Source organism: Rhizobium aureum (assembly GCF_030182495.1).
In the GTDB taxonomy this organism is placed as follows: Bacteria; Pseudomonadota; Alphaproteobacteria; order Rhizobiales; family Rhizobiaceae; genus Rhizobium; species Rhizobium tropici_C.
Genome location: NZ_JAQJCI010000021.1, coordinates 14581 through 40022 on the forward strand (window position 1 = coordinate 14581; position 25442 = coordinate 40022).

The window sequence follows — 25442 nt, forward strand, 5'->3', positions numbered from 1 at the left end:
GCCTTAAATTCGAATCGCAAAAATCTTTCTGGGCAGCCGGCCGATGCAGTGGCAGGACCACGCGATCATCCTGGGCGTCAAGCGCCTTGGCGAGACCAGCGTCATCGCCGAGGTGATGACGCGTGCCCGCGGCCGCCATATGGGGCTGGTGCGATCAGGCCGCTCGCGTGCCATGCAGCCGGTGCTGCAGGCCGGCAATCTCGTCGAGGTAACCTGGCGGGCAAGGCTGCATGAGCATCTTGGTGAATTTCGCATGGAACCGGTCACATTGCGGGCCGCGCGGCTGATGGAGACCGCGACCGCCGTCTATGGCGTGCAGGCAATGGCCGCCTTGCTGCGGCTGCTCCCGGAGCGGGATCCGCATCCGCATCTCTACGACGCGCTCGATGTGATCCTCGAAAATCTGCAGAATCCAGCCGATGCCGGTGAGCTTTTCGTGCGCTTCGAGCTTGCCGTGTTGAACGATCTGGGCTTCGGCCTCGACCTGACCGAATGCGCGGCAACCGGCGTGCGCGAGGATTTGGCTTTCGTTTCGCCGAAGAGCGGGCGTGCCGTCTGCCGTGCGGCCGGCATGCCTTGGGCGGACAAGATGCTGGCGCTGCCGCCGTTTCTATCGACGGGAGCTGTGGTTGCCGCCGATACGGAGAGCCTTGCGGCGGCCTTCCGCCTGACCGGCTTCTTCCTGCATCGCCATGTCTACGAACCGCGCGGCATAGAGATCGCCGCGGCGCGCGAGGGCTTTATTCAGGCCGCGATGAAGGCGCTGCATGCGGTGTCGCCGGAGCGGCCGGCCATTGCGGCAAAAAGATAGAACACGCCGGACAAAGTGCACGGCAAAGGGGTTCACGCTCGAGGCGTGGTCGGAGCTGAAAGACCGGTCGCTTCAAACAGCCATATTCGACGCCGCCGACATCACTTCCCGCGGTGCGGGAATGCCGAACATATGACGGCCGGCCTCTTCGGCCTCGGTGAAACACCAGCGGATGACGCCATCCCGATCAAGCAGGAATTCACCGACGAGCTGGCCTTCGCCGGTGGCAATCATCTGCTTGTCGTCCGGCGTGAATTCATATCCGTCCGCCTTGTCGAGGAATTCTGTCGCTGCCATCGGATCCATCGGCTCGGGAAGTTCGCCCGGCATGTCGATGCGCATCGACCGCACGGCGCTGATGCCGACCTTGCGCGGCCAGTCGGTCTCGTCTTCGGTGAACTGGACATTCGGCAGGCCAAAGGCCTTGTGCGATACCCGCTCCGGATCGGAAGCGGCCAGCAGATTGGGAAGCGGATGAAACCGGAAATAGAGCCTGGCGCGTTCGATCGGCGTGTTGACGACGGTCAGGCTATCGATGCCTTTCTCCTGCAGAGCGCCTGAGAGTTCGGACATAGCGGCGATTTGCCGGCGGCAGAAGGGACAATGCAGCCCGCGGAACAATCCGACGAGCACGGGCTTTTGGCCCCGAAAATCGTCGATCGCGATCTTGCCCTGGCGGGTAATCGCATCCAGCACGACATTCGGCGCGCGATCTCCCGGCTGCAACGGTCTTTCGGTGTGGTTCTCCTGCATGTTTCGTTCCTCCCTTTATGTGCTTGAATAAAGTCTCCTGACAATTGCCGACGACCGTCAAAGCGAGGCGGTCAGTCGAGAAACGGCAATACGACGAGTGTTCCTGGATCGAGGTTGTGACGCATGCACACATCCTGTGCCAGCGTGAAAAATCGCTCTGCTTCGGCCAGATCGTCATGTTCCAGGCTCAGTGTCGCCAAGCCATCATAGCATGGAAAGAGCAATTGAGGTTCATCGATCTCCTTCGCGACCTCAAGGGCTTCCTCGTAATACTTGCGAGCCAGCTTCGGCTGCCCGTGGCATTGATGGATCTGCCCAAGGACGATCAGGGGCACGGAAAGGTGGTCGCGCTGATCGAGCGCCCGGTCGATTTCCACCGCCTTCTCCGCTGCCGGCACGCCCTCGGCGGCGCAACGATCGGTGAAGGTGCAGCAGGAAACGGCAAGGTTGGCGAGAAGGCGCGCCTGAAAGCCGAGATCGCCGATGCGGGTCGCGACCTCCAGCCCCCGCCGGCAAATCTTGATGGCGTGAGCCGGATCCACGATGGTGTAGAGCACGCCGAGATTGGAATAGGCGCGACAGGCAGCACTTTGCAGATCGGCCTTTTCGGCGACGGTGAGGCTGCGTTCCACTTCCTGCACGGCATCGCGGCGGCGGCCCAGTCGCGCAAGTGCCACGCCCTTGGTGTTCAGCGCCTCCGCCATGGCGCGGGCCGCCTCCCGTCCTGCCTCGGTCGTTCCGTCGATGGGCAGCATCTCCAGCCGTTGCAGGGCCTGCGTCGCCCATTCGGCGGCTGCAGCCTGGTCGCCCATGCGGAAGGCCAGATGGCCGCGCTCCTGCAAGAGATGCGCGTGCTCGACCGGTGCGTCGATCATCGCTATCATCGCTTCGGCCTCGGCGCAGTGCGCTTCCGCCTGATCGCGGCGCCCCGCTTCGAGATGCAGCCGGCCGATCTTGCGCAATATCCTCGCCGCGGCCATCCGATCGTCTCCGGTGCGATAGATCGCCAGCGCTCGTTGATAATGATCCAACGCGGCATCGCGGCGACCGGCAGGGCCGTAGAGATCGGCAAGACGCTCTAGGAGCGCCGATTGTTCCGGCGCTAATTTGGGCTCGTTTGCAAAGGTGGCAAGCGCCTGGCGATAAAGGCGCATCGCGTCGTCATTGGCGTAGGTCTTGCGCGCCAGATCGCCTGCGGCCATCAGATAGGCGGCACCTTTTGCCTTCTCTGTCGTCAGGCTGAAATGATGGCCGAGCTGCGCCAGATGCTCGGGTCGGTCCGGCGTCGAGCCATATTGGCGCTCCAGAACCCGGCCGATCCGGTGATGCAGCTCCATGCGCCGCTGCAGCAGGAGATTATGGTAGATGACGTCATGCAACAGCGACTGGCTGAAACGATAGGTGGGTGACGCACCGGCATCCGGCCCGCGCAATTCCTCGATGACATCGGCATCACATAGGAAATCCAACGCAGCATCGATGGCTGCCGGGTCGGTTGCGATGGTGCGGAGCAGGGCGGTGTCGAATTTCGGCCCGACTACCGCCGCCTCCTGCGCCAACCGTCTGCTCTCCTGCGGCAGGCGATCGACACGGGCAAGCAACAGAGCCTGCAGATTGACCGGAATATCGACATCCGTGTCTTCGGCCGCAATTTGCCAACGCTGACCGTCATTGTGCAGCCTGCCCATGTCGATCAATCCCCGAAGGATCTCCTCGATGAAGAGAGGGTTACCGCCGGCTCGATCGAGGATGCGCTGACACATCGCAACCGGCAGCTTGCCATGGCTCTCGCCAAAAAAGGCGGCGAGCAGCTTCCGCCCGTCGGCGGCGGCGAGTGGTCCGAGACGCTGGACGGTGACGCTGACCCGATTGGAATCCAGCGGGTCGATCTGCGATGTCGGCCGGTAGATCGCCAGCAGCATGAGCCGGCTGCGTTCCAGCCGATCCATCATGAAGCGAAGCACTTCCAGCGAAGCGGCATCGGCCCAATGCAGATCCTCGATGACAAGCAGCAAAGGCCCTTGCGCGAGCCGCCGCTCGAACACGGTGCGGACCGCATAGAAGATCTGCCGGCGCAACTGTTCCGGCTCGATATGGCGCAACGCCCCGCTGGGGTCACCCAGGCCGAGAACATGCAGGAAAAGCGGCAGAAGCCCGTCGATATCCTCCTGCGTGAGATCGAGCGCGCGGAAACCCGTCGCCAGCATTTGTCGCATCCTGTCGAGATTGTCGCGCTCGCCGATGCCGTAGGCGCTGCGCACGACTGCGGCAAGCGTCCCATAGGACTGTTCGCCGAGAGGCGAGCAGGTCGCCTTGCGGATGGCGAGGCCCGGAAAGCGGGCCGTGTCGCCTGCAATGCCGATGAACTCGTTGACCAGCCGCGACTTGCCGATACCCGCTTCGCCGATGAGCCGGACAAGCTGCGCCGCACCCCCGCGGGCAAGGTCGAGGCAGGTCAAAAGCCGCGACAGTTCCGTATCGCGTCCGATCATCGGTGCCTGAAGGCCGAAGCTTTCGAGCCCGCGCGCCGCATGCGGTGCCTCCAGCGGTCCCTTCAGCCGATGGACAAGCACATTGCCGCTTTTGCCACGCAAGGCTTGGGCACCGAGGCTGTCGAAGGCGAAGGCATGGCGGGTGAGGCGATAGGTCAGCGGTCCGACGAGGATGTCGTTTTCGCCGGCCATGGATTGCAGCCGCTGGGCGGTATTCACCGTATCGCCTGTCACGGAATAGGATTTGGTGCTGACGGCACCGAAGCCGCCGGTGACGACGGGACCGCTGTTGATGCCGATATGCAGCCGCAGCGGGACGCCGGCACGCGGTTGCCAGCGCTCGCCGACCTGCGCCGCCCGCTCGATCATGTCGAGTGCTGCATTCAGTGCCCGCACCGGATCGTCTTCATGGGCAACCGGCGCACCGAACAGCGCCAGCAGCGCATCGCCGACGAATTTGTCGACGAAGCCGCCATAGGCCTCGACTGCCTGGGTCATTTCCTCGAACAATTCGTTCTGCAGCATCCGCATGACTTCGGGATCGATCTGCTCGCTCAATGTCGTGAAGCCGCAGAGATCCGCAAAAAGCACGGTTACCGGCCGCCGGTCGGCATCATCCTCGGATTTTGCAGGCGCAGTCTTGATGGCCGGCTTGGCTGCGGGCTGGGCCTTGTCGGAAATCGCCGCGCCGCATTGGGGACAGAAGGCAAAGTCGGATTGGCAGGGATAGCCGCACGCGGCACAGGAGATAGGCTGCCTTGCCCCGCATCGCGGACAGAAAGCAAAGCCGCTCTGAATATCGAAACCGCAGCCGGCGCACTCCATCGGACGCACCTCGCGCAAGCCCGCACGCCACGACTATCTTAGCCGCAACCGACGGGTTCAAAACGAGCGATAAGCATGCGCCTGCTGCCTTGGGTCCGCAAGCTAAACAATTGGCGGAACGACTATCGCCGCTTGAGAGCCCACCCCTCCGGCCGCTCCTCGAGCACGGTCACCATATCGCCGATCTTCACCGAGCCTTCGCCGCGCGGCACGGCGTTCCAACCGAAGAGCGGTCCCGGCACGCGCCGGTCGGCCGACATGCGAATACGGCCCATGGCCGGCATGGGGTTGGGCACGTCGCGCGAGCCGGTCTGCTGGTCCTGTGTCGTCATGATGCATCGGGAGCAGGGCTTGACGAGATCGAGGCGAATGCCGCCGATCTCGATGGCTGCCCAGCGATCCTCCGGCCATTCCTCGTCGATATCGATGACGATGTTGGGGCGGAAGCGCTCCATGCCGACGGCACCTTCACCATGGCTGGCGAGATTGGCGTTGAGCGCCTTCAGCGAACCGGTGGTGGTGACCAGGATCTGGTATCCGTCGGTAAAGGTCACCGGCGTATCCTCGCCGGCCCATTCCGGGTTGGCGATGCGCTTCGCGAGCCTGTCGAAGAAGACCATCCTGACCTCGCGATCCAGCCAGGCCGACAGGGCCTTATTGGTTTCCTCGTCGGCAACGGAGGCGCTGACATTGGATTTCCAGACGACGATGTCCATGCGGTTGTCCGGGTGGGGCGGCGGCACGATGATATCGGCCTTACCCTCCATCTTCAGGCGCAGGTGGGAGGGCGCCGGCTGGATATCGATCCGGGCCAGCGCCTGGACTTCGCGCTGGGTGATGAAATGACCCGAAGGGTCGACCAGCATGGCGCGGCGATCGCCGGCGAGACCGAAAGCATCGACGGCGGCCGACGGAATGGCGATGCCGCGGGCACTTTTGAGGGGATAGATGAAAAGATCGCTGACATGCATGGATGGCCCTCAGATTTCGTCGATGAACATTGCCAGCACGGTCTTCAGCCGGTCATGCCTTGCTCCGGCAAACCTGGCCCCGGTCTCCGTCTGGAATCCGTCCGCCAGTTTGAACAGTTTTGTTTCGAAATGGTCAATGGCGAAGCGCTTGTCGTCAAGCGGCCGTTCGCTTGCCAGCGGATCGAACGGGTCGTAGAGGCCGGAGCCGAGACGCCCGGCGATGTAGAAACAGCGGGCAGCGCCGACCATGCCGATTGCATCCAGCCGATCGGCATCCTGCAGGATCTTCGCTTCGAGCGTTTCCGCTGGCAGGTTAGCGGAAAAACTATGCGTGGTGATTGCATGCGCCACAGCGGCAATATCCTCGTCGGCCCATCCAAGCTGCCGCAGAATGCCCGAAGCCTTCTCGGCGGCAAGCCGCGAGGCCTGCGCCCGATGCGGCGAGTTCTTCTCCAAGGCAACGCAATCATGCAGCAGCACGGCGGCGGCGAGTATCCGCGCATTGCCGCCTTCCTCGGCTTGGATAGCCATGGCGTTCCTGAAGACACGCAGGATATGGGCGATATCGTGCGAACCGTCGTCACCATTGGAGGCGTGCGGAATGAGATCCGCAGCCAGTGCCTCGAACGGGGCAAAAGCCCGCGCCATCTTATCGGTATCCATGTTCGCGGTCGCTCCGGATTGATCTGTCGGCAGGTTCCCCGTCCTACCGGGTTGAAGGATTCGCCGCAATCACTCCGCCGCTTTCTTGCGCGTGAGGATCTTCTGATAGAACAGGCCGATGCCGATCAGAACAGCGCCAAGGCCGATGAAGGACAGCGCCCGCAGGAAACCTTCGAGATTTGCCATGTCGATCAGGAAGGCCTTGACGACCGCGATGAAGACCAACGCCGCCGAGGCGATGCGCAGGCTCCGCGCCTCGAAGCGGGTTCCAAGCCCAAGAAGCGCAATGCCGATCAGCAACCAGACGACGGAATAGGAATAGAGCTCGCCCTGGATGAAGCCGTTCCAGAACGGGATGTATTCGCCCTGCCAGAAGCGGCGCACCGATAACGTCGCCCAAGCGAAAGCCATGACGGCTGCAGCCAGAGCCAACATGATGACATAGGGCAGGGGACGTCGGTTGCGGGCAAAGAGCGCCAGCCCGCCATAGGCGACACCGGGCAGAAGATAGGCAAGCAGCAGCAGGTTGAAGAGCGGGATACGGCCCGTGCTCTCGCCGGTCATGAAAGGGTTCAGTCCCAGCAGATGCAAGGTCAGGATCATGGCGACCGAAATGACGCCGAGCGCCATGCCGCCATAACGGAAGACCGGGCTTGCCGCGCTCAGATCGAGCGCCATCAGTGTCGCCGAGGCACCGATCGCCAGCAGCGTGTAGATTGATTGCTCGCCGAGCGTCGGAACCGCATCGTTCAGGACGCCGCCATTCATGGCATGGCGCACAAGGATGGCAATAGTCAGCAGTGCGAGGAAGCAGGCAAGAGCTTGCAGGGCATTGCGCAGCCGCAGGCTCGGCGAGTGGCGAACAATGAAGGTCGCAAAAACGGCAAGGGCCGCGGGAATGCCGTAGCCGGCAAGCAGCATGTTGAAGACCGGCGTCGTGCCGAGTTCCGAGGGGTCGACGATCGTCGGCTGCCAGGCGATGCGCCCCATGGCGATAACCAGCGCGGCAACCATCGTCCACGGAAGAACGGGCCAGTTGCGCAGGCGCCCCACCAGCAGATAGACGATGCCGAGAACCGGCAGCAGGATGGTCGCGGTGGCATGATGCGCAAGCGTATGCAGGGCGAAGACGGCCGCGGCAAAGGATCCGGCGGCAAGGATATTCGCCGGCAGGTTCAGTCCTTCACCGTTGCGGCGACCTTGCCATTCGGCAAGCGCGATGAGCGCGACAGCCAGCCCGATGCCATAAAGGCCATGCAGCCAGTCGAGCGTCCAGTTGCCGAAATTGACGAAGCTGATCGTGGCGATCGCCAGCGGCGTGGCGGCCATGACAAGGCTCCAGAGAGCGGCATAGGGCTTCTCCTGTCCGGCGAAACGCCTGAGGAAAAAGGCACCGATCAGCACGAAGAGGGCGCCGAGGCCGAGCACTTCATAGAGCACCATGCTCTGCAGGTTGACGGTGCCATCCGTGCCGCCGGCTTCGATGCCGGCGATCCATCGGGTCAGAACACCGAATACACCGACGATACCGGTGAGCGCGGACAGGATTGTTGCCCAGGCCGCGTAGAGACGGCCGGCGCCGAAGGCTGCAACCGCCGCGACGATTGCCGCGAACATGAATGTGGCATCGACAATGGGATATCCCTGTTGAAGGCTGAAGGTGATGAGGCAGAGCGACACCGTGAGTGCACCGACCGCTGCCGTCAGCGTCATGCCGAGCGGCGCTCTGCCGAGAAACGCTGTCCATTGACCGGCCGCAGTCAGCGGCAGGGAGATGCCGTCGGCAGCCGGTGCTGCGGCATCGTGCTTTATCGGTTCCAAGACCGGATAGCGCCCGGGCCAGAGGAAAAGGGTGCCGCCGATCATTGCCAGCATGGAGAGCGTAACCGGCGTCAGGTCGACCACAGGGCTGAAGCCGATATAGAGCAAGGGCCAGAGGCTCAGCAGCCCATTGGCGAGAGATGGCGCAATCAGCCAGCGGCGCAGGCGCGACGCCAATAGGGTCGCAACCCAGGTCAGCACCAGGTAGCCGAAGAGAATCCAGGGTCGTGGCGCAGTGGAAGCGATCAGCGCGGGTGTTGCCATCGACGCCAGAAGACCGAGGCCGGCGAGCGCTTGCCCGTGCAACAGCGACAGTCCGAGCGTGGCGAGCGAGATCAAGGCGAGCAAGGTGAAGGCTGTCGCCGGTCCGATGAAGCCATAGATGCCATGCGCCGCATAGGTGGAGCCGAACAGGGCGACGACGCCGGCTGCTGTCAGCACGCCGGGAATCATTGCATTCTGGAAGGCGTTGTTCAGCACCGGCGCGACGCGGCGGCGGATCACTTCGCCCGCGGCAATCAGGAAGAGGCCGAAGAGCGCCGCAAGGGCGAGCCGGACGCCGGGGCTGAGAAGGCCGCTTTCGATCGAATATTTGACCATGAAGATGCCGCCGAACGCCAGCGCGATACCGCCGACCCAAACGGCCCAGCGCGCGCCGATCGTGCTCTCAAGGCTTTCCTTTGCCTGAACGGGTGCCTGGCTCTCAACGGGCGAGGGACTTTCCTCGAATGTGTCGTCGACGCCGCGCGCGTCGGCGGGCTCTCCGGTCTCGGCGGCTGATCCATTGTCGATTACCGCTTGCCGCTCGTCGTCGACTGGCTGTGCCACAGGATGAACCGTCAAGTGCGGCACTGGAATCGATTCGCTCCCATCCTCCGTCAGCATCTTGCCGGCAAGGGCGTTTTGCAGCTCCTGAACGCGCGCTTCCAGCTGCTTTATCCGGAGGTTGTGGCCTCGCAGCACCAGAATGCCGACGATCAGGATGACGAGCGGTAGCAATTCCATCATATCCTCTCCACGGGCGATCGGTCGCACAATATACGAAACGGCTCGCGCGGTAAGGATAGATACTCAGATTCGCCTATGATTCCAGGGGATTATGCCCGACATCCTCACGCCGGGTCGTACGGGAAATATTAGGGAATATGGATTTACCGCTTAAAAACTATGGTTAATACTCATTAACAATTTGTCTTTACCGGCGGCGCGAAGCAGCTTAAGAGCATATTCGTAGTTTAACTCCGAATGTATTGCGTACAAACGACGTCGCATGAGGCGGCTCCTACCTTAGGAGGTTTGTATGTCCCATGTTTCTTCCGTATCCAATAGCTCCTATCCGTATCGCGGCACGCTTTCGCGCCTCGATTCGAATGGCGACGGTCTTTTGAGCCTAGAGGAACGCTCCGTGGACGAGCGCCCCGGCATCCTCGAGGTCGACAATACCGACTCTGCCGCCGATGGTTCGAACGGTGCGCTGAGTGGCCTGATAGCCAAGCTCATGCAATTGCCGAACGCCGGTACAGCCTCCACGGCCAAGTCGCCGGAATCCAATGTCGGTTTCGATCTGGATCTGTTGTCGCCGATGGATGCCTACAACAGCACCTACGGCCAGTATGACGTCGACAGCGTAGCGGCCTGACGAGTGCTTTTGCCCGATGATATTGGCGACCTGCCAGGATGCTGGCAGGTCGCCTATCGTTTTGAAGGAAGTTCATTTCCCGATCGCCGGAACACTCGCGCCTGTCATCGCGTTGGGCAATTGCCAAGCGGAACAGGGAGGGTCATTCCATGCACCGGATAACGATCGTTACAATTCTCGCACTCGCAGCAGCCATGCCCGCGGCGGCGCAAACCCAAAATCAAAATACCGCGACCGCCGATTTTGTCGGTCTTGACGGCAAGCAGGCAGGACGGGCGACCTTGACGGAAGGCAAGAAGGGTGTGCTGATCGAGATGGAAGTTTCCGGTCTGCCCGCCAATCGCTGGATCGCCTTCCATATTCATGAAAACAGCCATTGCGACCATGCGCATGGTTTCGAGTCGGCCGGCAGCCATTTCAATCCTGCCAAGACAGAGCATGGTTTTCTCGCCGCCAATGGGCCTCATGCCGGCGACATGCCCAATCAGTATGTCGATGAGGATGGCAAGCTGCGCGCCCAGGTCTTCAACGGCATGGTGTCGCTGAATGGCAAGGACGGTATTCGCGGCCGAACTCTGATGATCCATGCCGAGTCGGACGACTATCGCAGCCAGCCTGTCGGCGGCGCCGGCAAGCGCCTGGCATGCGCCGTCATTCAATAGGACAGCAAATGCCACATCCGAATCCCGATCAGACGGACGGCATTGCCGCCTGACGACAATCTCCCTTTTTGCAGGCTCTCGCCTTATCCGGCCAGTGGGAGGGTGAAAGGCGCATTGCCGTCCGCATCCGCGCCGCGGCCGATCTCCTTGACCGCAGCGATCAGGCGGCCCCGGCGTCCGAGCATATCGTCACCGATCGCAATCAGCCGGGCATTCGGCGTGGCAAATGGCGAACTTGAGCGCAGCTGGCGCGCCAGCATCAGATCGTCTTCCTCGGGGTGAATGGCCAGGGCTGCGATCAGCGCTGCCGCCGGTGAACGTGAAACACCCATCCAGCAATGGATCAGCAAGGGCGCGCTACGGTCCCATCCGGTGGCGAAATCGATGATGGCGCGAACATGCGTTTCCTGCGGGGCGACGAGATCGCCGCTTCCGGCAAAGCTGATATCGTTCATGTTGAGCAGCAGATGCCGATCCGCCTTGATGACGGCGGGACGGTGAAAGGCTTGTTCCTTCGCCATCAGGCTGATCATTTCGCACGCTCCATGCCGAACGGCCATTTCGGCAATGCGTGCCAGCGGCGACACGATGATCGCCGTCATGCGCCGATCCTCATGGCGGCACGCTCGGCCTCGATCGCATCGAAACGTTCGAGAAACAGTCGCTGTGCCTCGATCGCCGGCATCGGATCGATCGGCAGCATCTGGCGCGTGATGTCGCGCGGCTGGCCGAAGAACTTGCGCGCTTCCTCGGGCGTGAAGCCGGCAAGCAGCGTCGCCTCGAAATAGGCCGAGATCGTATCGGCCTTCTTGATCTTTTCCTTCAGCTTCGGCGCGCAATGGGGGGGCAGGGCGAAACGGCGGTAGATCGCAGCTTCCAGCCGTTGTTCCACAAGCTTGTAATCACCGCCGACAACGGACTTGAATGGCGAGATCATGTCGCCGATCACATATTCCGGGGCGTCATGCAGCAGCGCGGCAAGACATTCATCGGGCGTTGCCGGGTTGAGATGACGAAAGATCGCCTCGACGGCAAGGCTGTGTTGTGCCACCGAAAAGGCATGATCGCCGGAAGTCTGCCCATTCCAGCGCGCGACGCGGGCAAGGCCGTGGGCAATGTCGCCGATCTCGACATCGAGCGGTGAGGGATCCAACAGGTCGAGCCGACGCCCGGAGAGCATGCGCTGCCAGGCGCGCGCTGTCTTGCCCGATGTCATGCCGAGGCCTCGTCGGACCGCTCGGGAAAGGAAAGGCCGGACCAGGCCGGAAGGGACACGGAGACCTTCACGCCGTCAGCCTGTATCGGCGTACCCTCGGCAATGGCCTCGCCGGCACGGTCTATGCGAACAATGGCAAGGCCCGTACTGCCGACGGTCGAGCCGAGTGTGCCGATCGGCTTGCTGCCGACGGTCAGGTCCGTGCCAGAAGCCGGCAGCTCGGCATGGCCCTTGACGATGACGACGCGTCTGCGCGCCGTGCCGCGATGCTGCATGCGGGAGACGACTTCCTGTCCGACATAGCAGCCTTTGCGGAAGCCCAGGCCGCCGTTAAGATCCATCAGCACATCATGAGGGAAGGCATCCTGCAGCGCGAAATCGCGGCCGGAGATGGCGATACCATTGGCGATCCGCAGTTCGTCATAGAGGATCTCGGCATCCTCACCATGCTCCCCGGGCGTTCGCGTCAGCGCGATATCAGCCTTGGCGAAGCGGCTGTCCTTGGGGCTACCCGCAACCGCATCGCCCCATGCGACGGTAACACCTTGAATGACCTCTGTGCCGAAATCGACCTTGGCGCGCAGGCGGTACATGGTGAGCCGCTTCAGCAGGCTCTCCCGTTGGGTCGCATCGGTTTCCAGCAGAAAGCTGGCACCATCCCGCCAGATCATGAAATCGAACAGGATCTTGCCCTGCGGCGTGAGCAGCGCACCCGGGCGGGCTTCATTTGCGCCGAGCGAGACGAGATCGGTGGTGATGAGATTGTGCAGGAACGCTTCTGCCTCCGCGCCGGCAATGCGGATGAAGGAACGCTCTTTCAGGAATACGGCTGGCATGATGGATCCGCTGATTTGGCCTATCACGCAGAGGTAGGGCCTTCGGCGGGGAACCGCAAGTTCCCCAGCCGGATCATTCGCCCGAGGTGAAGAATTTCCAGCGGCCGTCCGGCGTGATGCCGACGCGATAGAAATTATAACCGCCGAACTCCAGCATGTCGGCATAATCCCCGGCCGTGACGATGCGCATCAGATCGACCTTTTCCGGTGTGGAGAGCGTCTTGATATCCTTCTGGGCGAAATAGGGCCAGACATAGACCTCATCGGGCGTTCCCTGGCCGACATGGGCAAATCCGGTTGACATGATATCGAGCAGGATGGACAGGATCTCGATGCCGTCGGGATCGCCTGAAAGATCGTGCAGGGTCTTGATCGGGTCCTCGCCGGGATCGTCGGCGGTGACCTGCGTCTGCTTGAGGCCGCCGCCGACATTCATCAGCGGACGCAGGCGCTCGAGATCACCGGAAGCGGCAGCTTCCACGATCGCCGTACGGAGCTTCTTTACCGGCTCGGGCGCCTTGTCGATATCGTAGAGGAACTCGACCGACTTGTTTGCGCTCGAAGCGTCGCCGCTGCTCTGGCTTGCCTGCTTGTTGATCAGTGGCTCGGGCGTCGGCAGGGCATTGTTGTTCGTCGGCGCCTCCAGCGCCTGCTCGATCGGCTTCCCGTTCTTTTGCTGGGTGGACTGCGCTGCGTCCTTTGCCTGGGACGCCGGAGGGTTGAGCTGGGAAAAAGCAAGGGCCGGCAACGGCAGGGCAGTACTACCCAAAAGCAGGGTCACGACAGCAAGCGAGGCAATGGAACAGGAGAGCGCATTGCCCGGAAAGATACGCATAAGCAATCTCTGATTGTTATTGCAGGGTACGGTTCGGAGAGAATTCACCAGCCAGCATGCGTTCGCGCAGGGATTCGAGCAAGGCTTCCGCGCCCTGTTCGCCCTGAATGCGGATCGTCTCGCGAATAGCATGTGCAATGGCCGCATCGGCGATGATTTCGGGCTCGATACCATCAGCCATGCCGTCGGCCCAAGCCTCGTTCTGGTATTCCAGCGCTGCCTGCATTTTTTCATGGACGATCATATCGTCGATTTCATTCAGGCTGGTTTCCATTGATTCTTTCCTTAAGACGTTCATGTCCTTACCACTTGCTTAACAACTTTATCAGCCTTTTCCCAAAACGACACGGCTCGCTATGAAAAGAGGTTAATAAATCGTCAATTTCCAAAGCGGGCGGTGATTTCTGTCGCCAGTGTTGCACCTTCGTTACGGTATCGCTCCTCCGCCACGAGGGCCTGCGGCGTGCAATTCGTGTAAACCGATGCAAAGGACCGATACCCACGGTTGAACGCTGCCGTCAGTTTTTCCTTGCGTTTCTGCTCGCCCTTGGTCTCGGTATCGAGCAATTGCTGCATATCGCCCCGCCATCCGTCTTCCCGTTTCGGACTGCAGAGATTGCGCAAATAGTCGATCGAGCCAAGGATTTCGGCGAGCCGGGAAAGCTGCTCGTCATAGGGTGTCGGCCGTTCGGCATTCTCCGCGTCGGGCGCCGGTGCAGGCGGCGCGCTTGCCGCCGGCTGCGCGGCAGCGGGGAAGGCTGCGGCGAGCGCGATGCAGATCAGAAGCGGTCGGCCAAGGCTGTTATGAATCATGTAACCATGTTGAGCGGACAAGCATGACGGGAACAAGGCGCGCTAGGTAGTTTCCACGCCGATATTGTTCAGCATCGTTAATTTCGGGGCTGAGCTATGCGTTTGCTGCAGCAAGTCGTTCCACGCATTCGAGCACGCTGGCCGGAACGGGCAGGCGGCGCACCTCCTCCAGCGTGTACCAGCCGATGGCCGCCGCGTCGTCGGCCGCCTCGGCAACCGCATCCTCATCGGCATCGACGAGGAAGACGGAAAGCAGGAAGTGGCTTGTGAGTGTTCCGTCGGCTGCATGGGAGCGCAGATCATAGGTTTCGAACAGGCGTGGGTTGCGGGCTGATATGCCGGTCTCCTCCCTGAATTCGCGCAGCGCCGCCTCATCAGGCGCTTCTCCCTCCTCGGCCCGTCCGCCCGGAAAGGCATACATATCGGCGGACGGCGGATTGCTGCGCAGCACCAGCAGGAAACGGCCGTTGCGCTCAAGGATGGCAGAGGAGGCGGGGCGGGGCGGGGAGGTCATGGATCGCATCGCATTCGAATGAGGAGATCAGGGTGGTGACCGGAGACTATCGACGAACATCCTCTACAGGAAACCGCTCTTGCTGTCCCTAGGGAAAGCCCCTTAACTCGCCCTCGAAAGGCGCGGCGAGTCGCACGCGCCGAATGTGCGGGTGATCATCGAGATGATCTATGGGCTATATGCCTTGGCGGCCTTGGCCGAAATTGGCGGCTGCTTCGCCTTCTGGGCCTGGCTTCGCCTGGCAAAACCGGTCTGGTGGCTTGTGCCCGGCCTCGTCTCGCTGGCGCTCTTTGCCTGGCTGCTCGCATTGGTGCCGAGCGAGGCTGCCGGGCGCACCTTTGCTGCTTACGGCGGCGTCTATATCGTCGCTTCCATTCTCTGGCTCTGGCTGGCCGAAGGGCGATTGCCGGATCGGTGGGATATAACAGGCGCCGTCGTTTGCCTGGCCGGTGCCGCGATCATTCTCTTCGGCCCTCGCGGCTGAACTTGACCCACCGCGTTTCGAGTGCAAAACAGGACCCATGTGCGGACGTTTCGCTTTGACATCGACGGCAGATCACGTGGGGGAAGCGCTCGGCGTCCTGCTGAACGAGGCTTTCCCCGCGCGCTATAATATCGCACCGACGCAGCCGATCCTTGTCGTCATATCGGGCGACAGGCAGCGGCCGGGCAGCAACATGCCGGATCGCCGCGCCTTGCTCGTGCGCTGGGGCTTTATGCCCGACTGGGTGAAGGACCCAAAGGAGTTTCCGCTGCTGATCAATGCGCGGGCGGAAACGGCGATCGGCAAGGCGTCCTTCCGTGCCGCCATGCGTCATCGCCGCATCCTCATTCCCGCTTCCGGCTTTTACGAATGGCACCGCCCTTCGAAGGAAAGCGGCGAGAAGCCGCAGGCCTATTGGATCCGTCCGCGCAGCGGCGGCGTCATCGCCTTTGCCGGACTGATGGAAACCTGGTCGTCGGCCGATGGTTCGGAGGTCGATACCGGCGCCATCCTGACGACCGCGGCAAACAGCGCGATCCGGTCCATCCATGATCGCATGCCCGTCGTCATCAAGCCGGAGGATTTCGCCCGCTGGCTCGATTGCAAGACGCAGGAGCCGCGTGAGGTCCTCGATCTGATGACGCCGGTCCAAGAGGATTTTTTCGAGGCGATTCCGGTTTCGGATCGTGTCAACAAGGTCGCCAATATGGGGCCTGACCTGCAGGCGCCCGTAGCGCTCGATCCGGTCAGGAAGCCGGCGAAGAAGGCGGATCCGGAAGACGGCCAGCTTAGCCTTCTCTGAGCGGCGGCCATTCAGCAGCTGCGACCGGATATGATGCCGGCATTGGTCGGCGGCGGGCTTGGGCTCTATGCTGTTAAGCGATCTTCTTCTTGATAGGCTTCGTCTTCAGCATCAGATGCGCTGCAAGAACGGCTTTCAGGCCTAGCGGGCGGTAATGCTTGCTAGGGTCGATCTTTGCTTGCGGTTGTGCCGCCTGATCTTTCTTCTGTGTCATGTCTCACTCCTCACCATGCTCTCCCGGAGCATTTCGCGATTCACTATCAAGTAGTGCTGTTTTGTCGAGAAACATGACAAATCGAAGGCGTTTTCCAATCAGCTTTTGTGAACAACGACCATATTTCGAGAGATTAGCGCCGAATCCTCGTGTAGAATCCACACTGCCGCAATGTTTGAATCCGCCGAAAAGCGGGGCCTGGGCGGCTTTTCATTCGATCCGCGACCGATCGCCGCGCCGCCGATTTAATAAGGGGAACTTACAGACTTGCGGTTGCAGCGGGCGATGCCGGCAAAAGCGCGTCAGCATCCTGACTAGATATGGCGACCGATATCGTCGTTGGAATCGTCGACATCCGGATCGCCGGGACCGTTGATGGTATAGGTCCCGTATTTCTTGGCCCAGGACCGCGCACCGAAGGGTAGCGAGAGCAGATAGGCGACGACCGTCACCACCATGACATGCCACGTATAGCTCATCAGCATCGCGACGTAGACGACAAGGCCGAGCATGATCGGCAGAACCAGATCACGCCTGATACGGCTGCCTTCCGACTTGCCGGACCAGACGGGCAGGCGGCTGACCAGAAGAAAGCCGATCAGAACGGTGTAGGCGGCTCCCCAATAGGCGAAGGTACGGTCCGGCGCCAGACCCAGAAAGCCGAGATAGACCGGCAGCAGTACAAGCATGGCGCCGGCAGGCGCCGGCACGCCAACGAAATATTCGGACTGCCAGGAGGCCTTGTGCTCGCGCTCGGCCATGACGTTGAAGCGGGCAAGGCGAAGGCCGGCAGCGATCGTGTAGATCAGCGCGGCTATCCAGCCAAGGGAGCGGGCTTGGTCGAGCAGGAAGACATAGACGACAAGCGCCGGAGCGACACCGAAATTGACGATATCGGCGAGCGAATCCATCTGTGCGCCGAATTTCGAAGTCGCCTTCATCAGCCGCGCCACGCGCCCGTCGATACCGTCGAGGAAGGCGGCGACCAAGACGGCAACGACGGCAAGCTCGTAGCGGTTCTCGAAAGCGAGACGAATGCCCGTCAGGCCCGCGCAGATCGCCAGAACGGTGATCATGTTCGGCACGATCAGCCGCAGCGGGATTTCCCGAAGGCGCGGTCCACGCGCTTCGTCATTGGGCCCATGCGGTTCGAAAGGCGGAAAAGGCGTCTTCATCTCGTTCGTGTTCCTGGAGCAATTCCAGCAAGACTGCGAAGCAGGGTTGCGTCTGGAATTGCATGAAAACAATGATATGGGGCATTTCCGTAGCTTGTTAACGCGGAAATGCTCCAGGGTTCAGCTGCGGCGGCTAAGGGTTGCGCCCTTTGCCGAGCCGAATTCGGCGATAACGGTTTCGCCGGCGATTGCCCGCTGGCCGACGGCGACACGCGCCGAAGCGCCTTCGGGCAGAAAGATATCGAGGCGGGAGCCGAAGCGGATGAGGCCGATGCGCTCGCCGGCATCCAGCGGTTCGTTCGGATTGACGAAGCAAAGGATGCGGCGGGCGACGAGGCCGGCGATCTGCACGACCCCGATCTGGCCATGCTTGGTCTCGATGACGAGACCGTTGCGCTCGTTCTGTTCGCTGGCCTTGTCGAGTTCGGCATTGAGGAAACTGCCCTGGCGATAGGCGATGCTGGTGATGCGGCCGCGCATTGGCGAACGGTTCACATGGCAGTCGAAGACGTTCATGAAGATCGAGATGCGCAGCATCGGCTGGGTGCCGAGATCGAGTTCCGCCGGCGGCGTCACCATCTGCACGCCGGAGACCTTCCCGTCAGCCGGCGAGATTGCGAGGTCGTCGTCCTGCGGCGTCATGCGTTCGGGGTCGCGGAAGAAGTAGGCGCACCAGAGCGTGAGGATCAGGCCGATCCAGAAGAGCGGCTTGAAGATCCAGCCGAGCACGAGCGACGCGACGAAGAAACCTGCAACGAAGGGATAGCCTTCCTTGTGTACCGGAACGATGACGTTGCGTACGCTGTTCAATAAGCTCATCTATGGCCTACTCCGTTAGGGCACCCTCACCGAAAACCGGGTCGCGGTCGCGGGAGGAGATCATGCCGGTCAAAAGAATGCGAATAAGATACGCAGTCTTGCTCTGATTACCAGTCGAGCGTGACTACAGGCAAACGCTGTCATGGGCAATGCTCTCGCACGTTCCCCCCAGCGCAATCCGCGTTGCGCCAAGATGCCAACGATCCCCTGACTTGAAAAGAGTTACCTATGAGAACTCGCATCAGATGCAATGAAACGCCGTCGAGGACGGCGGCGGCCTTTCATTTCGGAGTTGCCAGGCAACAAAAGATCGAGCGGTTCAGAGCTTCCGTTGGAAAGCTGAGCCGCTCCAAGCCTAAATCAGAGGCCGAGGGCGGTGCGCAGCTCTGCCTTGGCAGCCTCGTATTCGCCCTTGTAGTCGTCATGCGTCATGATGGTTTCTGCGATGACCGTGCCCGCAATGTGGGCGGCTTCGATGTCGGAGGCGTAATGGATGCCGCCGACGATGCGGTTATGGCCATATTCCCAGGCGCGGCTCATGATGACGGCGCGCTTTTCCGGCACCATGTTCGACAGCACGATGCCCATCAGCGTGCCGAGCGTGGCGTGGCCGGATGGATAGGAGCCGGACTTGGAGAGCGGCACGATCGGCTTGACCAGGTCGCTGTAGAGATGCGGGCGCGGACGTTTCCAGACATTCTTGGCCGGATCAACGACAGCGCCCTCGGTCTCGACGATGCGATCGAAGAAGGCGGAAAACTTCGGCAGGTTTTCCTTGGTGAACTTCGGATTGTCGATGGCATCGGAAAAGCGCCAGACATTCTCTTCCGCGTCGGCCACGGCGCGAGCCGCCATTTCCGGCGTGCGGGTCACCTGGATCGTCAGGATTTCGCCGAGCTCTGCCTTCATCTGCGCGGAATCATTGGCGGGCGGCGGCGGCAACAGATCGAGGAGATTGATCTCCTTGGCATCGGTGAACGGCTTGGCATCTTCGGCAAACACCGGCGAGGCAAGGCCGACGACGAACAATATGCTTAAAGCTTTGGCAATAGTACGCATTTTGGGGGCTCCGTTGAAAGGACCCTCGTACCTAGCAAGCTGCCATCTCAGCCTCGTGACAACGATCCGTGCATAACTCACCGGGTCGTTCCCTGCCGGAGCCGCTTGTTGCGGCTTTTGTGCGGCTGGCTCAGCTTGCGGGCGCCAGCCGGTCGACCACGCCGAGATCGTCGTTTTCGCGCACCTGCTTCAGATGTTCTTCGGCCTGTGTTGCCTCGCGCTGTCGGTTCCACATGGAGGCATATAGCCCATTCTGCGCCAGAAGATCCGCATGTGTGCCGCGCTCGGCGATCACACCGCTTTTCAGCACGATGATCTCGTCCGCGCCGATTACCGTCGAAAGGCGGTGCGCGATGACCAATGTCGTGCGGTTCTTCGAAACGACGTCGAGGGCGGCCTGTATTTCGCGCTCGGTCGTCGTGTCGAGCGCCGAGGTCGCCTCGTCGAGGATCAGGACCGGCGGCGCCTTGAGAATGGTGCGGGCGATCGCGACACGCTGCTTCTCGCCGCCCGACAATTTGAGGCCGCGTTCCCCGACCTTGGTCTCGAAGCCTTCGGGCAGATTGCGGATGAATTCGCCGATCTGGGCGATCTCGGCCGCTCCGGTCACTTCCGCCTCGCTCGCGCCCGGCCGGCCGTAACGGATGTTGTAGGCGATGGTGTCGTTGAAGAGCACGGTATCCTGCGGCACCATGCCGATGACCTTGCGCAGGCTTTTCTGCGTCACGGTGCGCAGGTCCTGACCATCGATCGTGATGGAGCCGCTCTGCACATCGTAGAAACGATAGAGGAGGCGCGACAGCGTCGATTTTCCGGCACCCGAAGGCCCGACGACGGCGACGGTCTTGCCGGCGGGCACCTCGAAGGAAATACCCTTCAGGATCGGCCTTGCGGGATCATAGGCAAAATGCACGTCCTTGAACGAGATCGCGCCGTGGCCGATCACGAGTTCCGTGGCGCCGGCTGTATCGACCACTTCGGGCCTGACTTCGAGCAGATCGAACATTTCCTCGATGTCGGTCAGGCCCTGGCGTATCTCGCGATAGACGAAGCCGATGAAATTCAGCGGCACCGAGAGCTGCAGCAGCATCGCATTGATGAAGACGAAGTCGCCGACCGTCTGGTGGCCATTCAGAACCGACCAGCCGGAAATGACCAACATGACCGTCGTGCCGAGGCCGAAGATCACGCCCTGGCCGAAGTTCAGCCAGCCGAGCGATGTCCAGACGCTGGTGGCGGCCTTCTCGTAGCGCGCCATCGACTGGTCGAAGCGCCTGGCCTCCATCTCCTCGTTGCCGAAATATTTGACGGTTTCGAAGTTGAGGAGCGAATCGATCGCCTTCGTATTGGCGTCCGTGTCGCTGTCGTTCATCGTCCGGCGGATGGAGATGCGCCAGTCGCTCGCCCTGACGGTGAACCAGATGTAGAGCCAGACTGTCACCGCCGTCACGGCGAGATAGGAGAAGCCGTAGCCGCGCCAGAAGATGATGGCGGTCAGCAGGAACTCGATGAAGGTCGGGAACGTGTTGAGGATGGTGAAGCGCACAATGGTCTCGATGCCCTTTGTGCCGCGTTCGATGATGCGAGAGAGGCCGCCGGTCTTTCGCTCCAGATGGAAGCGCAGCGACAGTTCGTGCATGTGTACGAACGTCTTGTAGGCGAGTTGGCGCACCGCATACTGGCCGACGCTCGCAAACAGCGCATCGCGGAGCTGGTTCAGGCCGAGCTGGATCAGGCGCGTCAGATTGGTGGCGACGATCAACGCGATGGCGCCGACCATGAAGGCCGGCAGGATGCCCTGCATGTCGAGCTTGCCGTTCAGCGCATCGACGGACCATTTGAAGAAATAGGGGACCAGCAGGAGGAAGAATTTGGAAGCCAGCAGGAAGACCGTTGCCCAGACGACGCGCATTTTCAGGTCCATGCGCCCGGTCGGCCACATATAGGGCCAGAGATTGACGATCGTGTTCATCGGATTGCTGGAATCCGCCGATATTGTTTTGTTGCGGTCAGCCATGCCCGTCTCCGGCGAATGATTGGCACAGCCTGGCGTGGCAACCATTGCACGGCTGGCTGTGAAACCTTCGCATGCGGGACAGACCGTTCGGCGAAGGCGATGAAGGTCGCGCGACGCTTACACTATTTTTATGACGCATAAAAGCAATGACCAGACGCTGAGGCGCCTGGCCATTGTTGATGGTGCCAATGGTGGGAGTTTCCGCCCTAGAGATGTTCGCCGGACAGCCGCTTGCGGTGAAGTTCTTCGGCATTCGGCAGCGCATCCTTCGGCAGGCCAAAGACCTGACCTGGAAGGATCCGGTCCGGATTGTTGATCTTGTCCTCGTTGGCCAGATAGATGGTCGTATAGCGCACGCCGGCACCATAGGTACGGCGGGAAATCTGCCAGAGCGTATCGCCACGGCGAATGATGACGGCATTGGCGTCTTGCGAAAGCGGTGCCTGCTCCAGCGTTTTCGGGCCGCCGTCGCTGGAGGAAACCTCCACGTTCGGCTGCGCTGGTGGCGTTTGAACGGGAGCGGTAACCGCTGCGACAAGTTGTTCGAGGCCCGGCAGCGCCGCGCCGACCGATTTCGCATCCTTCGGCAGGAGCTCCAATGCGCCCAGCGCCTTGGCCGCAGCTCTCGCCGCGTCGGCCGCGGCCTTCTTCAGGTCCGCAGTGGCATTGATGGACGGACGAAATTCCGAAAGCGATTTCAGGGCGATTTCCGTGCCGGAGCGAGCTGCAGCGAGCTGTTCCACATTTGGCTGCTTGCCGTCGGCAAACAGGCTCTTGAGCAGTGCGAAGGCTTTGCCGGCGCCTTCCTTGAGCTTGGCGAGCTCGCCTTCGTCGAGCGGCACCATGCTCGTGGCCGATGCTTGTCCCGGACCACTGGCGGCAGGCGGCGTCTGAGCCGCCACCGTTACCTGATTGCCCTCCGGCCGCGTGAAGTTGACGTTGGTGCGAACAGTGACCTTGCCTGCTCCGTCGAGCACGTCGACGCGGATCTTGTGGTCGCCGACGGCAAGCGGCATTGGTCCGTCGACGACGAAATGGCCATCCGCTTCCGCAACGTTCTCGCCGATGAGCTTGTCGTCGGCATAGGCGCGCACCTTGGAATTCGGCTTCGCGCTGCCGGCAACGAAGATATGGTCGTTTTCGATTTCGACGGCGTTGACCACGACCTCCGGACCTGCACCCGTCTTCGCAGTCGTGCCGGCTGCGGGGTTGGCGGATGCGACAACCGCGCCGTCCTGCTGCTGCGGCTTGGCATCCGTTGCCGTCGCAGCACCGTCCGTTGCCTTGGTCTGCGGTTGTGCAGCCGTCGCATTCTGATCGGCTGATGCCACGCGGCCTTGCTTGACCGAGGGGGCGGTGATGATGCGGCTTGCGGCGCCCGGCTTGGAGACCATTGCGAGAAGCTGCGTCGAATCGTCCTTCGGCACGGAGACGGTGGCGACTTCCTCTGAGGTGGCAACCTTGCCGTCCTTGCCCGTCGCCCGCAGCATCAGCTCATGATCGCCGGGCGGCAGCGGGTTGTCGAGGACGGCGGCAAAGTCGCCGCTCGGGCCGACATTGGTCGTGGTGACCACTTTATCCCCATCGACGATCTCCAGTTTCGCGTTCGGCTCGGCCGAGCCGGCAATGACTGTGGAGCCATCCGGCTCGACACGCAGCACGTCGAATGACGGTACCCGAGATTTTGCAGCAGCGTCTGTCCCAGGTGCCGCAGCTCCAGGTGCTGCCTGGCCGGTCAGTGCCGCCATTGCCTTGTCGATCGCGCTGCCGGCTTCCGCGGCGTTTTCCGGGAGAGATTGGGTGATGACGAGCGCCTTGGCCGCCCCGTCCTGTACCTTCTTGACGAGCCCCGTCGTTGTCGCGTCGATGCCTTGCGGAAGGGAGAAGCCGACGATCGACTGCAGCGCCGTGATCGCCTTCGTCTTTGCAGCGGCAAAGACGTCCTGAGCCGGGCTGGCGCCATCCTTGAACAATGCCTTGAGATCCGTAAGCGAGGCCGTGGCAGCCCCCGTCAACTCGGTCAGCTTCTTCACAAGATCGGCGGTGTTGATGGCGCCCGATGCGGCATTCTGCGTGGCCTCACCGGCCTTCTGCGCGTTTTCCTCGATCGTATTCTTCACTGCGTCGCCTGCCTGATTGACGGCGCTGCCGATTGGATTCTTGTCGCCGTTGATGCGTGGCATCACAAAAAAGACCATCAGCAGGGTCGCAATTGCCAACACCAACAGAGCCAGCCAACCGGCACGGTTCTTCATCATCATTCATCTCCACGCGGCGAAGTCGTCGCAACTCCTGAAATTGCTAGCGATTTCGCCTGCTTTTACAAGCTTTCTCAGCCATTTTCGCATGTTCCGACACAAGTTTTCCTTTGAAAAATCTTGACTGCGCATCTGCAGCATAGTTCTTTGCATCCATGACCGACGATTCCACGCCAATTCGAACCATTTGCGTCTATTGTGGCTCGCAGCCGGGACGCGATCCTTCCTACATGGCTGCCGGCCGCGAACTCGGCAAAAGCATTGCCGAAAACGGCTTGCGCCTGATCTATGGTGGCGGAACGAAGGGCATCATGGGCGCTGTCGCAAGCGGCGTGCTATCGCACGGCGGTCAAGTCACCGGCATCATTCCGGAATTTCTGGTCGACATGGAAGCGACGCGCCATTCGCTCGGTCAGCTCGACGAACTCATCATAACCCCTGATATGCACGCGCGCAAACATGGCATGTTCGAGCGCGCCGACGCTTTCGTGGCGCTGCCCGGCGGCATTGGCACTTTGGAAGAGATTGTGGAGATCATGACCTGGGGTCAGCTCGGTCGTCACGAAAAGCCGATGGTTTTCGCCAATATCAACGGCTTCTGGGATCCGATGATGGAACTCATCCGCCATATGATGGAAGAGGGCTTCATCCATACCGCCCACCGCGTCCAGCCGCTGGTCATCGACAAGATCGCCGATATCATCCCGGCCATCCGCAAGCACGCCGCCGAGACGCATGGCGACCGCGGCGGCGAAGAAGCCGTCATTTCCAAGCTTTGACTAAGGATCTGCTAACCAGGCTTGCTGGTTAGCGCTCCCTGCTCTGACGCAGCATCGACCAGCTGTAGAGCACGAGACCGGCCCAGATCAGCGAGAATGCGATGAGCTGTGGCGTGTCGAACGGCTCCTTGAACAAAAAGACGGCGATCAGGAAGACCATTGTCGGTGCGATATACTGCATGATGCCGATGGTCGACATTCTAAGAAGCTTTGCACCGTTGGCGAAGATCATCAGCGGCAGCGCCGTTACCAGCCCGCAGCCGAGCAGAAGTCCAGTATCGGAAAGACCGGTCTGGTAGAAATGGCCTTCGCCGCGCGCCTCCAGATAGAGGATGTAAAGCGCTGCCGGAATGCAGAGCAGCAGCACCTCGATGAAGAAGCCCTGATTGGCGCCAACGGGCAGCGTCTTGCGGAAAAAGGCATAGAAGCCCCAGGTCAAGGTCAGCGTCAGCGCCACCCAGGGTACGGTGCCGGCCTTCACCGTCAGGATGATGACCGCAATGGCCGCAAGGCAGATGGCGACGACCTGCGTCGGCGCCAGTTTTTCCTTAAGCAGGATGGCGCCGAGCGCGATGCTGAATAGCGGGTTGATGAAGTAACCGAGGGCGGCATCGAGCGAATGGCCGGCGCCGATGGCCCACACATAGGTTCCCCAGTTGATGGTGACGAGCGCTGCGGTCAGTGACGCCATGGCGATCGTCCGCCGATTGCGAAACGCCACCTTGATGTCGCCCAGGCGGCCAAGCGCCAGCAGCACGATACCGGCGACGGGAACCGACCAGACAATGCGATGGGCGATAACCTCGAAGGCCGAGATATGCGCGAGCGCCTTCATATAGAGCGGCAGAATGCCCCAGAAGAGATAGGCAGTCAGCGCGAAGCCGAAGCCCCGGATAGCATCGCTGTTCTTGATTTCCGGTTGGACCGCGTCGGTGGCCATGAATTTTCCCGTCATTCTCTGTTATTTGAGACGGGATTACTCCA

At 61.4% G+C, this 25442-nt stretch carries 25 protein-coding genes; 6 read left to right on the forward strand and 19 right to left on the reverse strand.

The genetic code is table 11. From position 1 onward, the window contains the following. The first annotated feature begins 43 nt into the window (after window positions 1-43). On the forward strand, window positions 44-811 hold the full coding sequence (gene recO, locus PH552_RS29255) for a DNA repair protein RecO (RefSeq protein WP_113250707.1): 768 nt from the start codon (window positions 44-46) through the stop codon (window positions 809-811). A 72-nt stretch (window positions 812-883) separates the two neighbouring features. Here recO and PH552_RS29260 read toward each other — a convergent pair whose 3' ends face one another. The 5 genes from PH552_RS29260 to PH552_RS29280 form a co-directional block, all read right to left on the reverse strand. Further along, on the reverse strand, window positions 884-1564 hold the full coding sequence (locus PH552_RS29260; RefSeq protein WP_113250706.1) for a peroxiredoxin-like family protein: 681 nt from the start codon (window positions 1562-1564) through the stop codon (window positions 884-886). A gap of 71 nt (window positions 1565-1635) precedes the next feature. Beyond that, window positions 1636-4881 carry an adenylate/guanylate cyclase domain-containing protein gene (locus tag PH552_RS29265; protein WP_113250705.1) on the reverse strand — a complete coding sequence of 1082 codons (3246 nt, stop codon included), beginning with the start codon at window positions 4879-4881 and terminating at the stop codon, window positions 1636-1638. Between the two features lie 122 nt (window positions 4882-5003). Next, window positions 5004-5852 carry an MOSC domain-containing protein gene (locus tag PH552_RS29270; RefSeq protein WP_113250704.1) on the reverse strand — a complete coding sequence of 283 codons (849 nt, stop codon included), beginning with the start codon at window positions 5850-5852 and terminating at the stop codon, window positions 5004-5006. Window positions 5853-5861: 9 nt separating this feature from the next. Then, complete coding sequence (locus PH552_RS29275; RefSeq protein WP_483315513.1) at window positions 5862-6515, reverse strand: HD domain-containing protein; 654 nt, start codon at window positions 6513-6515, stop codon at window positions 5862-5864. Between the two features lie 69 nt (window positions 6516-6584). Further along, window positions 6585-9341 (reverse strand): DUF2339 domain-containing protein, encoded by a 2757-nt coding sequence (locus PH552_RS29280; RefSeq protein ID WP_113250767.1) that lies wholly within the window; start codon window positions 9339-9341, stop codon window positions 6585-6587. 295 nt (window positions 9342-9636) lie between these two features. On the opposite strand from PH552_RS29280, the gene PH552_RS29285 reads away from it, so the two are divergent. Beyond that, on the forward strand, window positions 9637-9975 hold the full coding sequence (locus PH552_RS29285; protein WP_112342704.1) for a hypothetical protein: 339 nt from the start codon (window positions 9637-9639) through the stop codon (window positions 9973-9975). A gap of 149 nt (window positions 9976-10124) precedes the next feature. Then, window positions 10125-10637 carry a superoxide dismutase family protein gene (locus PH552_RS29290; RefSeq protein WP_112342705.1) on the forward strand — a complete coding sequence of 171 codons (513 nt, stop codon included), beginning with the start codon at window positions 10125-10127 and terminating at the stop codon, window positions 10635-10637. A gap of 83 nt (window positions 10638-10720) precedes the next feature. On the opposite strand, the gene PH552_RS29295 is transcribed toward PH552_RS29290, so the two are convergent. From PH552_RS29295 to PH552_RS29325, 7 genes are all read right to left on the reverse strand, one after another. Next, window positions 10721-11239, reverse strand: coding sequence for a tyrosine phosphatase family protein (locus PH552_RS29295; RefSeq protein WP_113250703.1), 519 nt, complete (start codon window positions 11237-11239; stop codon window positions 10721-10723). Beyond that, window positions 11236-11853: a YfbR-like 5'-deoxynucleotidase gene (locus PH552_RS29300; RefSeq protein ID WP_113250702.1), complete on the reverse strand. Its 618-nt coding sequence runs from the start codon at window positions 11851-11853 to the stop codon at window positions 11236-11238. Before PH552_RS29300 ends, PH552_RS29295 begins: the two co-directional genes overlap by 4 nt. Continuing rightward, entirely contained in the window at window positions 11850-12689 is an 840-nt protein-coding gene (gene ygfZ, locus PH552_RS29305; protein ID WP_113250701.1) for a CAF17-like 4Fe-4S cluster assembly/insertion protein YgfZ, read from the reverse strand. The genes PH552_RS29300 and ygfZ overlap by 4 nt, the downstream gene beginning before the upstream one ends. A gap of 73 nt (window positions 12690-12762) precedes the next feature. Continuing rightward, window positions 12763-13524, reverse strand: a complete 762-nt coding sequence (locus PH552_RS29310) for a hypothetical protein (RefSeq protein WP_113250700.1) — start codon at window positions 13522-13524, stop codon at window positions 12763-12765. A 16-nt stretch (window positions 13525-13540) separates the two neighbouring features. Next, window positions 13541-13798, reverse strand: a complete 258-nt coding sequence (locus tag PH552_RS29315) for a hypothetical protein (RefSeq protein ID WP_034507811.1) — start codon at window positions 13796-13798, stop codon at window positions 13541-13543. A 104-nt stretch (window positions 13799-13902) separates the two neighbouring features. Further along, on the reverse strand, window positions 13903-14337 hold the full coding sequence (locus tag PH552_RS29320) for a TIGR02301 family protein (RefSeq protein WP_112342764.1): 435 nt from the start codon (window positions 14335-14337) through the stop codon (window positions 13903-13905). A 94-nt stretch (window positions 14338-14431) separates the two neighbouring features. After that, on the reverse strand, window positions 14432-14851 hold the full coding sequence (locus PH552_RS29325) for an NUDIX hydrolase (protein WP_112342710.1): 420 nt from the start codon (window positions 14849-14851) through the stop codon (window positions 14432-14434). A gap of 163 nt (window positions 14852-15014) precedes the next feature. Here PH552_RS29325 and PH552_RS29330 point away from each other — a divergent pair, with 163 nt between their 5' ends. Both PH552_RS29330 and PH552_RS29335 read left to right on the forward strand, forming a co-directional pair. Then, entirely contained in the window at window positions 15015-15335 is a 321-nt protein-coding gene (locus PH552_RS29330; RefSeq protein ID WP_112342765.1) for a YnfA family protein, read from the forward strand. Between the two features lie 37 nt (window positions 15336-15372). Next, complete coding sequence (locus tag PH552_RS29335; protein WP_112342711.1) at window positions 15373-16137, forward strand: SOS response-associated peptidase; 765 nt, start codon at window positions 15373-15375, stop codon at window positions 16135-16137. Between the two features lie 73 nt (window positions 16138-16210). Here the strand turns inward: PH552_RS29335 and PH552_RS29340 are convergent, their stop codons facing one another. The 6 genes from PH552_RS29340 to PH552_RS29365 all read right to left on the reverse strand — a co-directional run bounded on the left by PH552_RS29340 (window position 16211) and on the right by PH552_RS29365 (window position 23679). Next, complete coding sequence (locus PH552_RS29340) at window positions 16211-16351, reverse strand: hypothetical protein (protein ID WP_169644843.1); 141 nt, start codon at window positions 16349-16351, stop codon at window positions 16211-16213. A gap of 314 nt (window positions 16352-16665) precedes the next feature. Continuing rightward, the gene (gene pssA / locus PH552_RS29345; protein ID WP_112342712.1) at window positions 16666-17526 is read right to left on the reverse strand and encodes a CDP-diacylglycerol--serine O-phosphatidyltransferase; all 861 of its coding nucleotides are present in this window, start codon (window positions 17524-17526) and stop codon (window positions 16666-16668) included. Window positions 17527-17646: 120 nt separating this feature from the next. Next, window positions 17647-18345, reverse strand: a complete 699-nt coding sequence (locus PH552_RS29350; RefSeq protein WP_113250699.1) for a phosphatidylserine decarboxylase — start codon at window positions 18343-18345, stop codon at window positions 17647-17649. Between the two features lie 360 nt (window positions 18346-18705). Further along, entirely contained in the window at window positions 18706-19404 is a 699-nt protein-coding gene (locus PH552_RS29355; RefSeq protein WP_113250698.1) for an acid phosphatase, read from the reverse strand. 130 nt (window positions 19405-19534) lie between these two features. After that, window positions 19535-21421 (reverse strand): ABCB family ABC transporter ATP-binding protein/permease, encoded by a 1887-nt coding sequence (locus PH552_RS29360; RefSeq protein ID WP_113250697.1) that lies wholly within the window; start codon window positions 21419-21421, stop codon window positions 19535-19537. 206 nt (window positions 21422-21627) lie between these two features. Next, on the reverse strand, window positions 21628-23679 hold the full coding sequence (locus PH552_RS29365) for a LysM peptidoglycan-binding domain-containing protein (RefSeq protein ID WP_113250766.1): 2052 nt from the start codon (window positions 23677-23679) through the stop codon (window positions 21628-21630). Between the two features lie 155 nt (window positions 23680-23834). Between PH552_RS29365 and PH552_RS29370 the strand changes: the two genes are divergently transcribed. Beyond that, entirely contained in the window at window positions 23835-24458 is a 624-nt protein-coding gene (locus PH552_RS29370) for an LOG family protein (protein WP_112342716.1), read from the forward strand. Window positions 24459-24486: 28 nt separating this feature from the next. Here the strand turns inward: PH552_RS29370 and rarD are convergent, their stop codons facing one another. Beyond that, complete coding sequence (rarD, locus tag PH552_RS29375) at window positions 24487-25398, reverse strand: EamA family transporter RarD (protein ID WP_183763148.1); 912 nt, start codon at window positions 25396-25398, stop codon at window positions 24487-24489. Window positions 25399-25442: the final 44 nt, after the last annotated feature.

Coding starts and splice junctions, on each gene's coding strand:
- PH552_RS29310 (WP_113250700.1), bottom strand. CDS start 13,524: ATGCGTATCTTTCCGGGCAATGCGCTCTCCTGTTCCATTGCCTCGCTT.
- PH552_RS29275 (WP_483315513.1), bottom strand. CDS start 6,515: ATGGATACCGATAAGATGGCGCGGGCTTTTGCCCCGTTCGAGGCACTG.
- rarD (WP_183763148.1), bottom strand. CDS start 25,398: ATGGCCACCGACGCGGTCCAACCGGAAATCAAGAACAGCGATGCTATC.
- pssA (WP_112342712.1), bottom strand. CDS start 17,526: ATGAAGACGCCTTTTCCGCCTTTCGAACCGCATGGGCCCAATGACGAA.
- PH552_RS29300 (WP_113250702.1), bottom strand. CDS start 11,853: ATGACATCGGGCAAGACAGCGCGCGCCTGGCAGCGCATGCTCTCCGGG.
- PH552_RS29340 (WP_169644843.1), bottom strand. CDS start 16,351: ATGACACAGAAGAAAGATCAGGCGGCACAACCGCAAGCAAAGATCGAC.
- PH552_RS29295 (WP_113250703.1), bottom strand. CDS start 11,239: ATGACGGCGATCATCGTGTCGCCGCTGGCACGCATTGCCGAAATGGCC.
- PH552_RS29260 (WP_113250706.1), bottom strand. CDS start 1,564: ATGCAGGAGAACCACACCGAAAGACCGTTGCAGCCGGGAGATCGCGCG.
- PH552_RS29360 (WP_113250697.1), bottom strand. CDS start 21,421: ATGGCTGACCGCAACAAAACAATATCGGCGGATTCCAGCAATCCGATG.
- PH552_RS29365 (WP_113250766.1), bottom strand. CDS start 23,679: ATGATGAAGAACCGTGCCGGTTGGCTGGCTCTGTTGGTGTTGGCAATT.
- recO (WP_113250707.1), top strand. CDS start 44: ATGCAGTGGCAGGACCACGCGATCATCCTGGGCGTCAAGCGCCTTGGC.
- PH552_RS29290 (WP_112342705.1), top strand. CDS start 10,125: ATGCACCGGATAACGATCGTTACAATTCTCGCACTCGCAGCAGCCATG.
- PH552_RS29335 (WP_112342711.1), top strand. CDS start 15,373: ATGTGCGGACGTTTCGCTTTGACATCGACGGCAGATCACGTGGGGGAA.
- PH552_RS29370 (WP_112342716.1), top strand. CDS start 23,835: ATGACCGACGATTCCACGCCAATTCGAACCATTTGCGTCTATTGTGGC.
- PH552_RS29265 (WP_113250705.1), bottom strand. CDS start 4,881: ATGGAGTGCGCCGGCTGCGGTTTCGATATTCAGAGCGGCTTTGCTTTC.
- PH552_RS29270 (WP_113250704.1), bottom strand. CDS start 5,852: ATGCATGTCAGCGATCTTTTCATCTATCCCCTCAAAAGTGCCCGCGGC.
- PH552_RS29320 (WP_112342764.1), bottom strand. CDS start 14,337: ATGATTCATAACAGCCTTGGCCGACCGCTTCTGATCTGCATCGCGCTC.
- PH552_RS29330 (WP_112342765.1), top strand. CDS start 15,015: ATGATCTATGGGCTATATGCCTTGGCGGCCTTGGCCGAAATTGGCGGC.
- PH552_RS29285 (WP_112342704.1), top strand. CDS start 9,637: ATGTCCCATGTTTCTTCCGTATCCAATAGCTCCTATCCGTATCGCGGC.
- PH552_RS29280 (WP_113250767.1), bottom strand. CDS start 9,341: ATGGAATTGCTACCGCTCGTCATCCTGATCGTCGGCATTCTGGTGCTG.
- PH552_RS29325 (WP_112342710.1), bottom strand. CDS start 14,851: ATGACCTCCCCGCCCCGCCCCGCCTCCTCTGCCATCCTTGAGCGCAAC.
- ygfZ (WP_113250701.1), bottom strand. CDS start 12,689: ATGCCAGCCGTATTCCTGAAAGAGCGTTCCTTCATCCGCATTGCCGGC.
- PH552_RS29315 (WP_034507811.1), bottom strand. CDS start 13,798: ATGGAAACCAGCCTGAATGAAATCGACGATATGATCGTCCATGAAAAA.
- PH552_RS29350 (WP_113250699.1), bottom strand. CDS start 18,345: ATGAGCTTATTGAACAGCGTACGCAACGTCATCGTTCCGGTACACAAG.
- PH552_RS29355 (WP_113250698.1), bottom strand. CDS start 19,404: ATGCGTACTATTGCCAAAGCTTTAAGCATATTGTTCGTCGTCGGCCTT.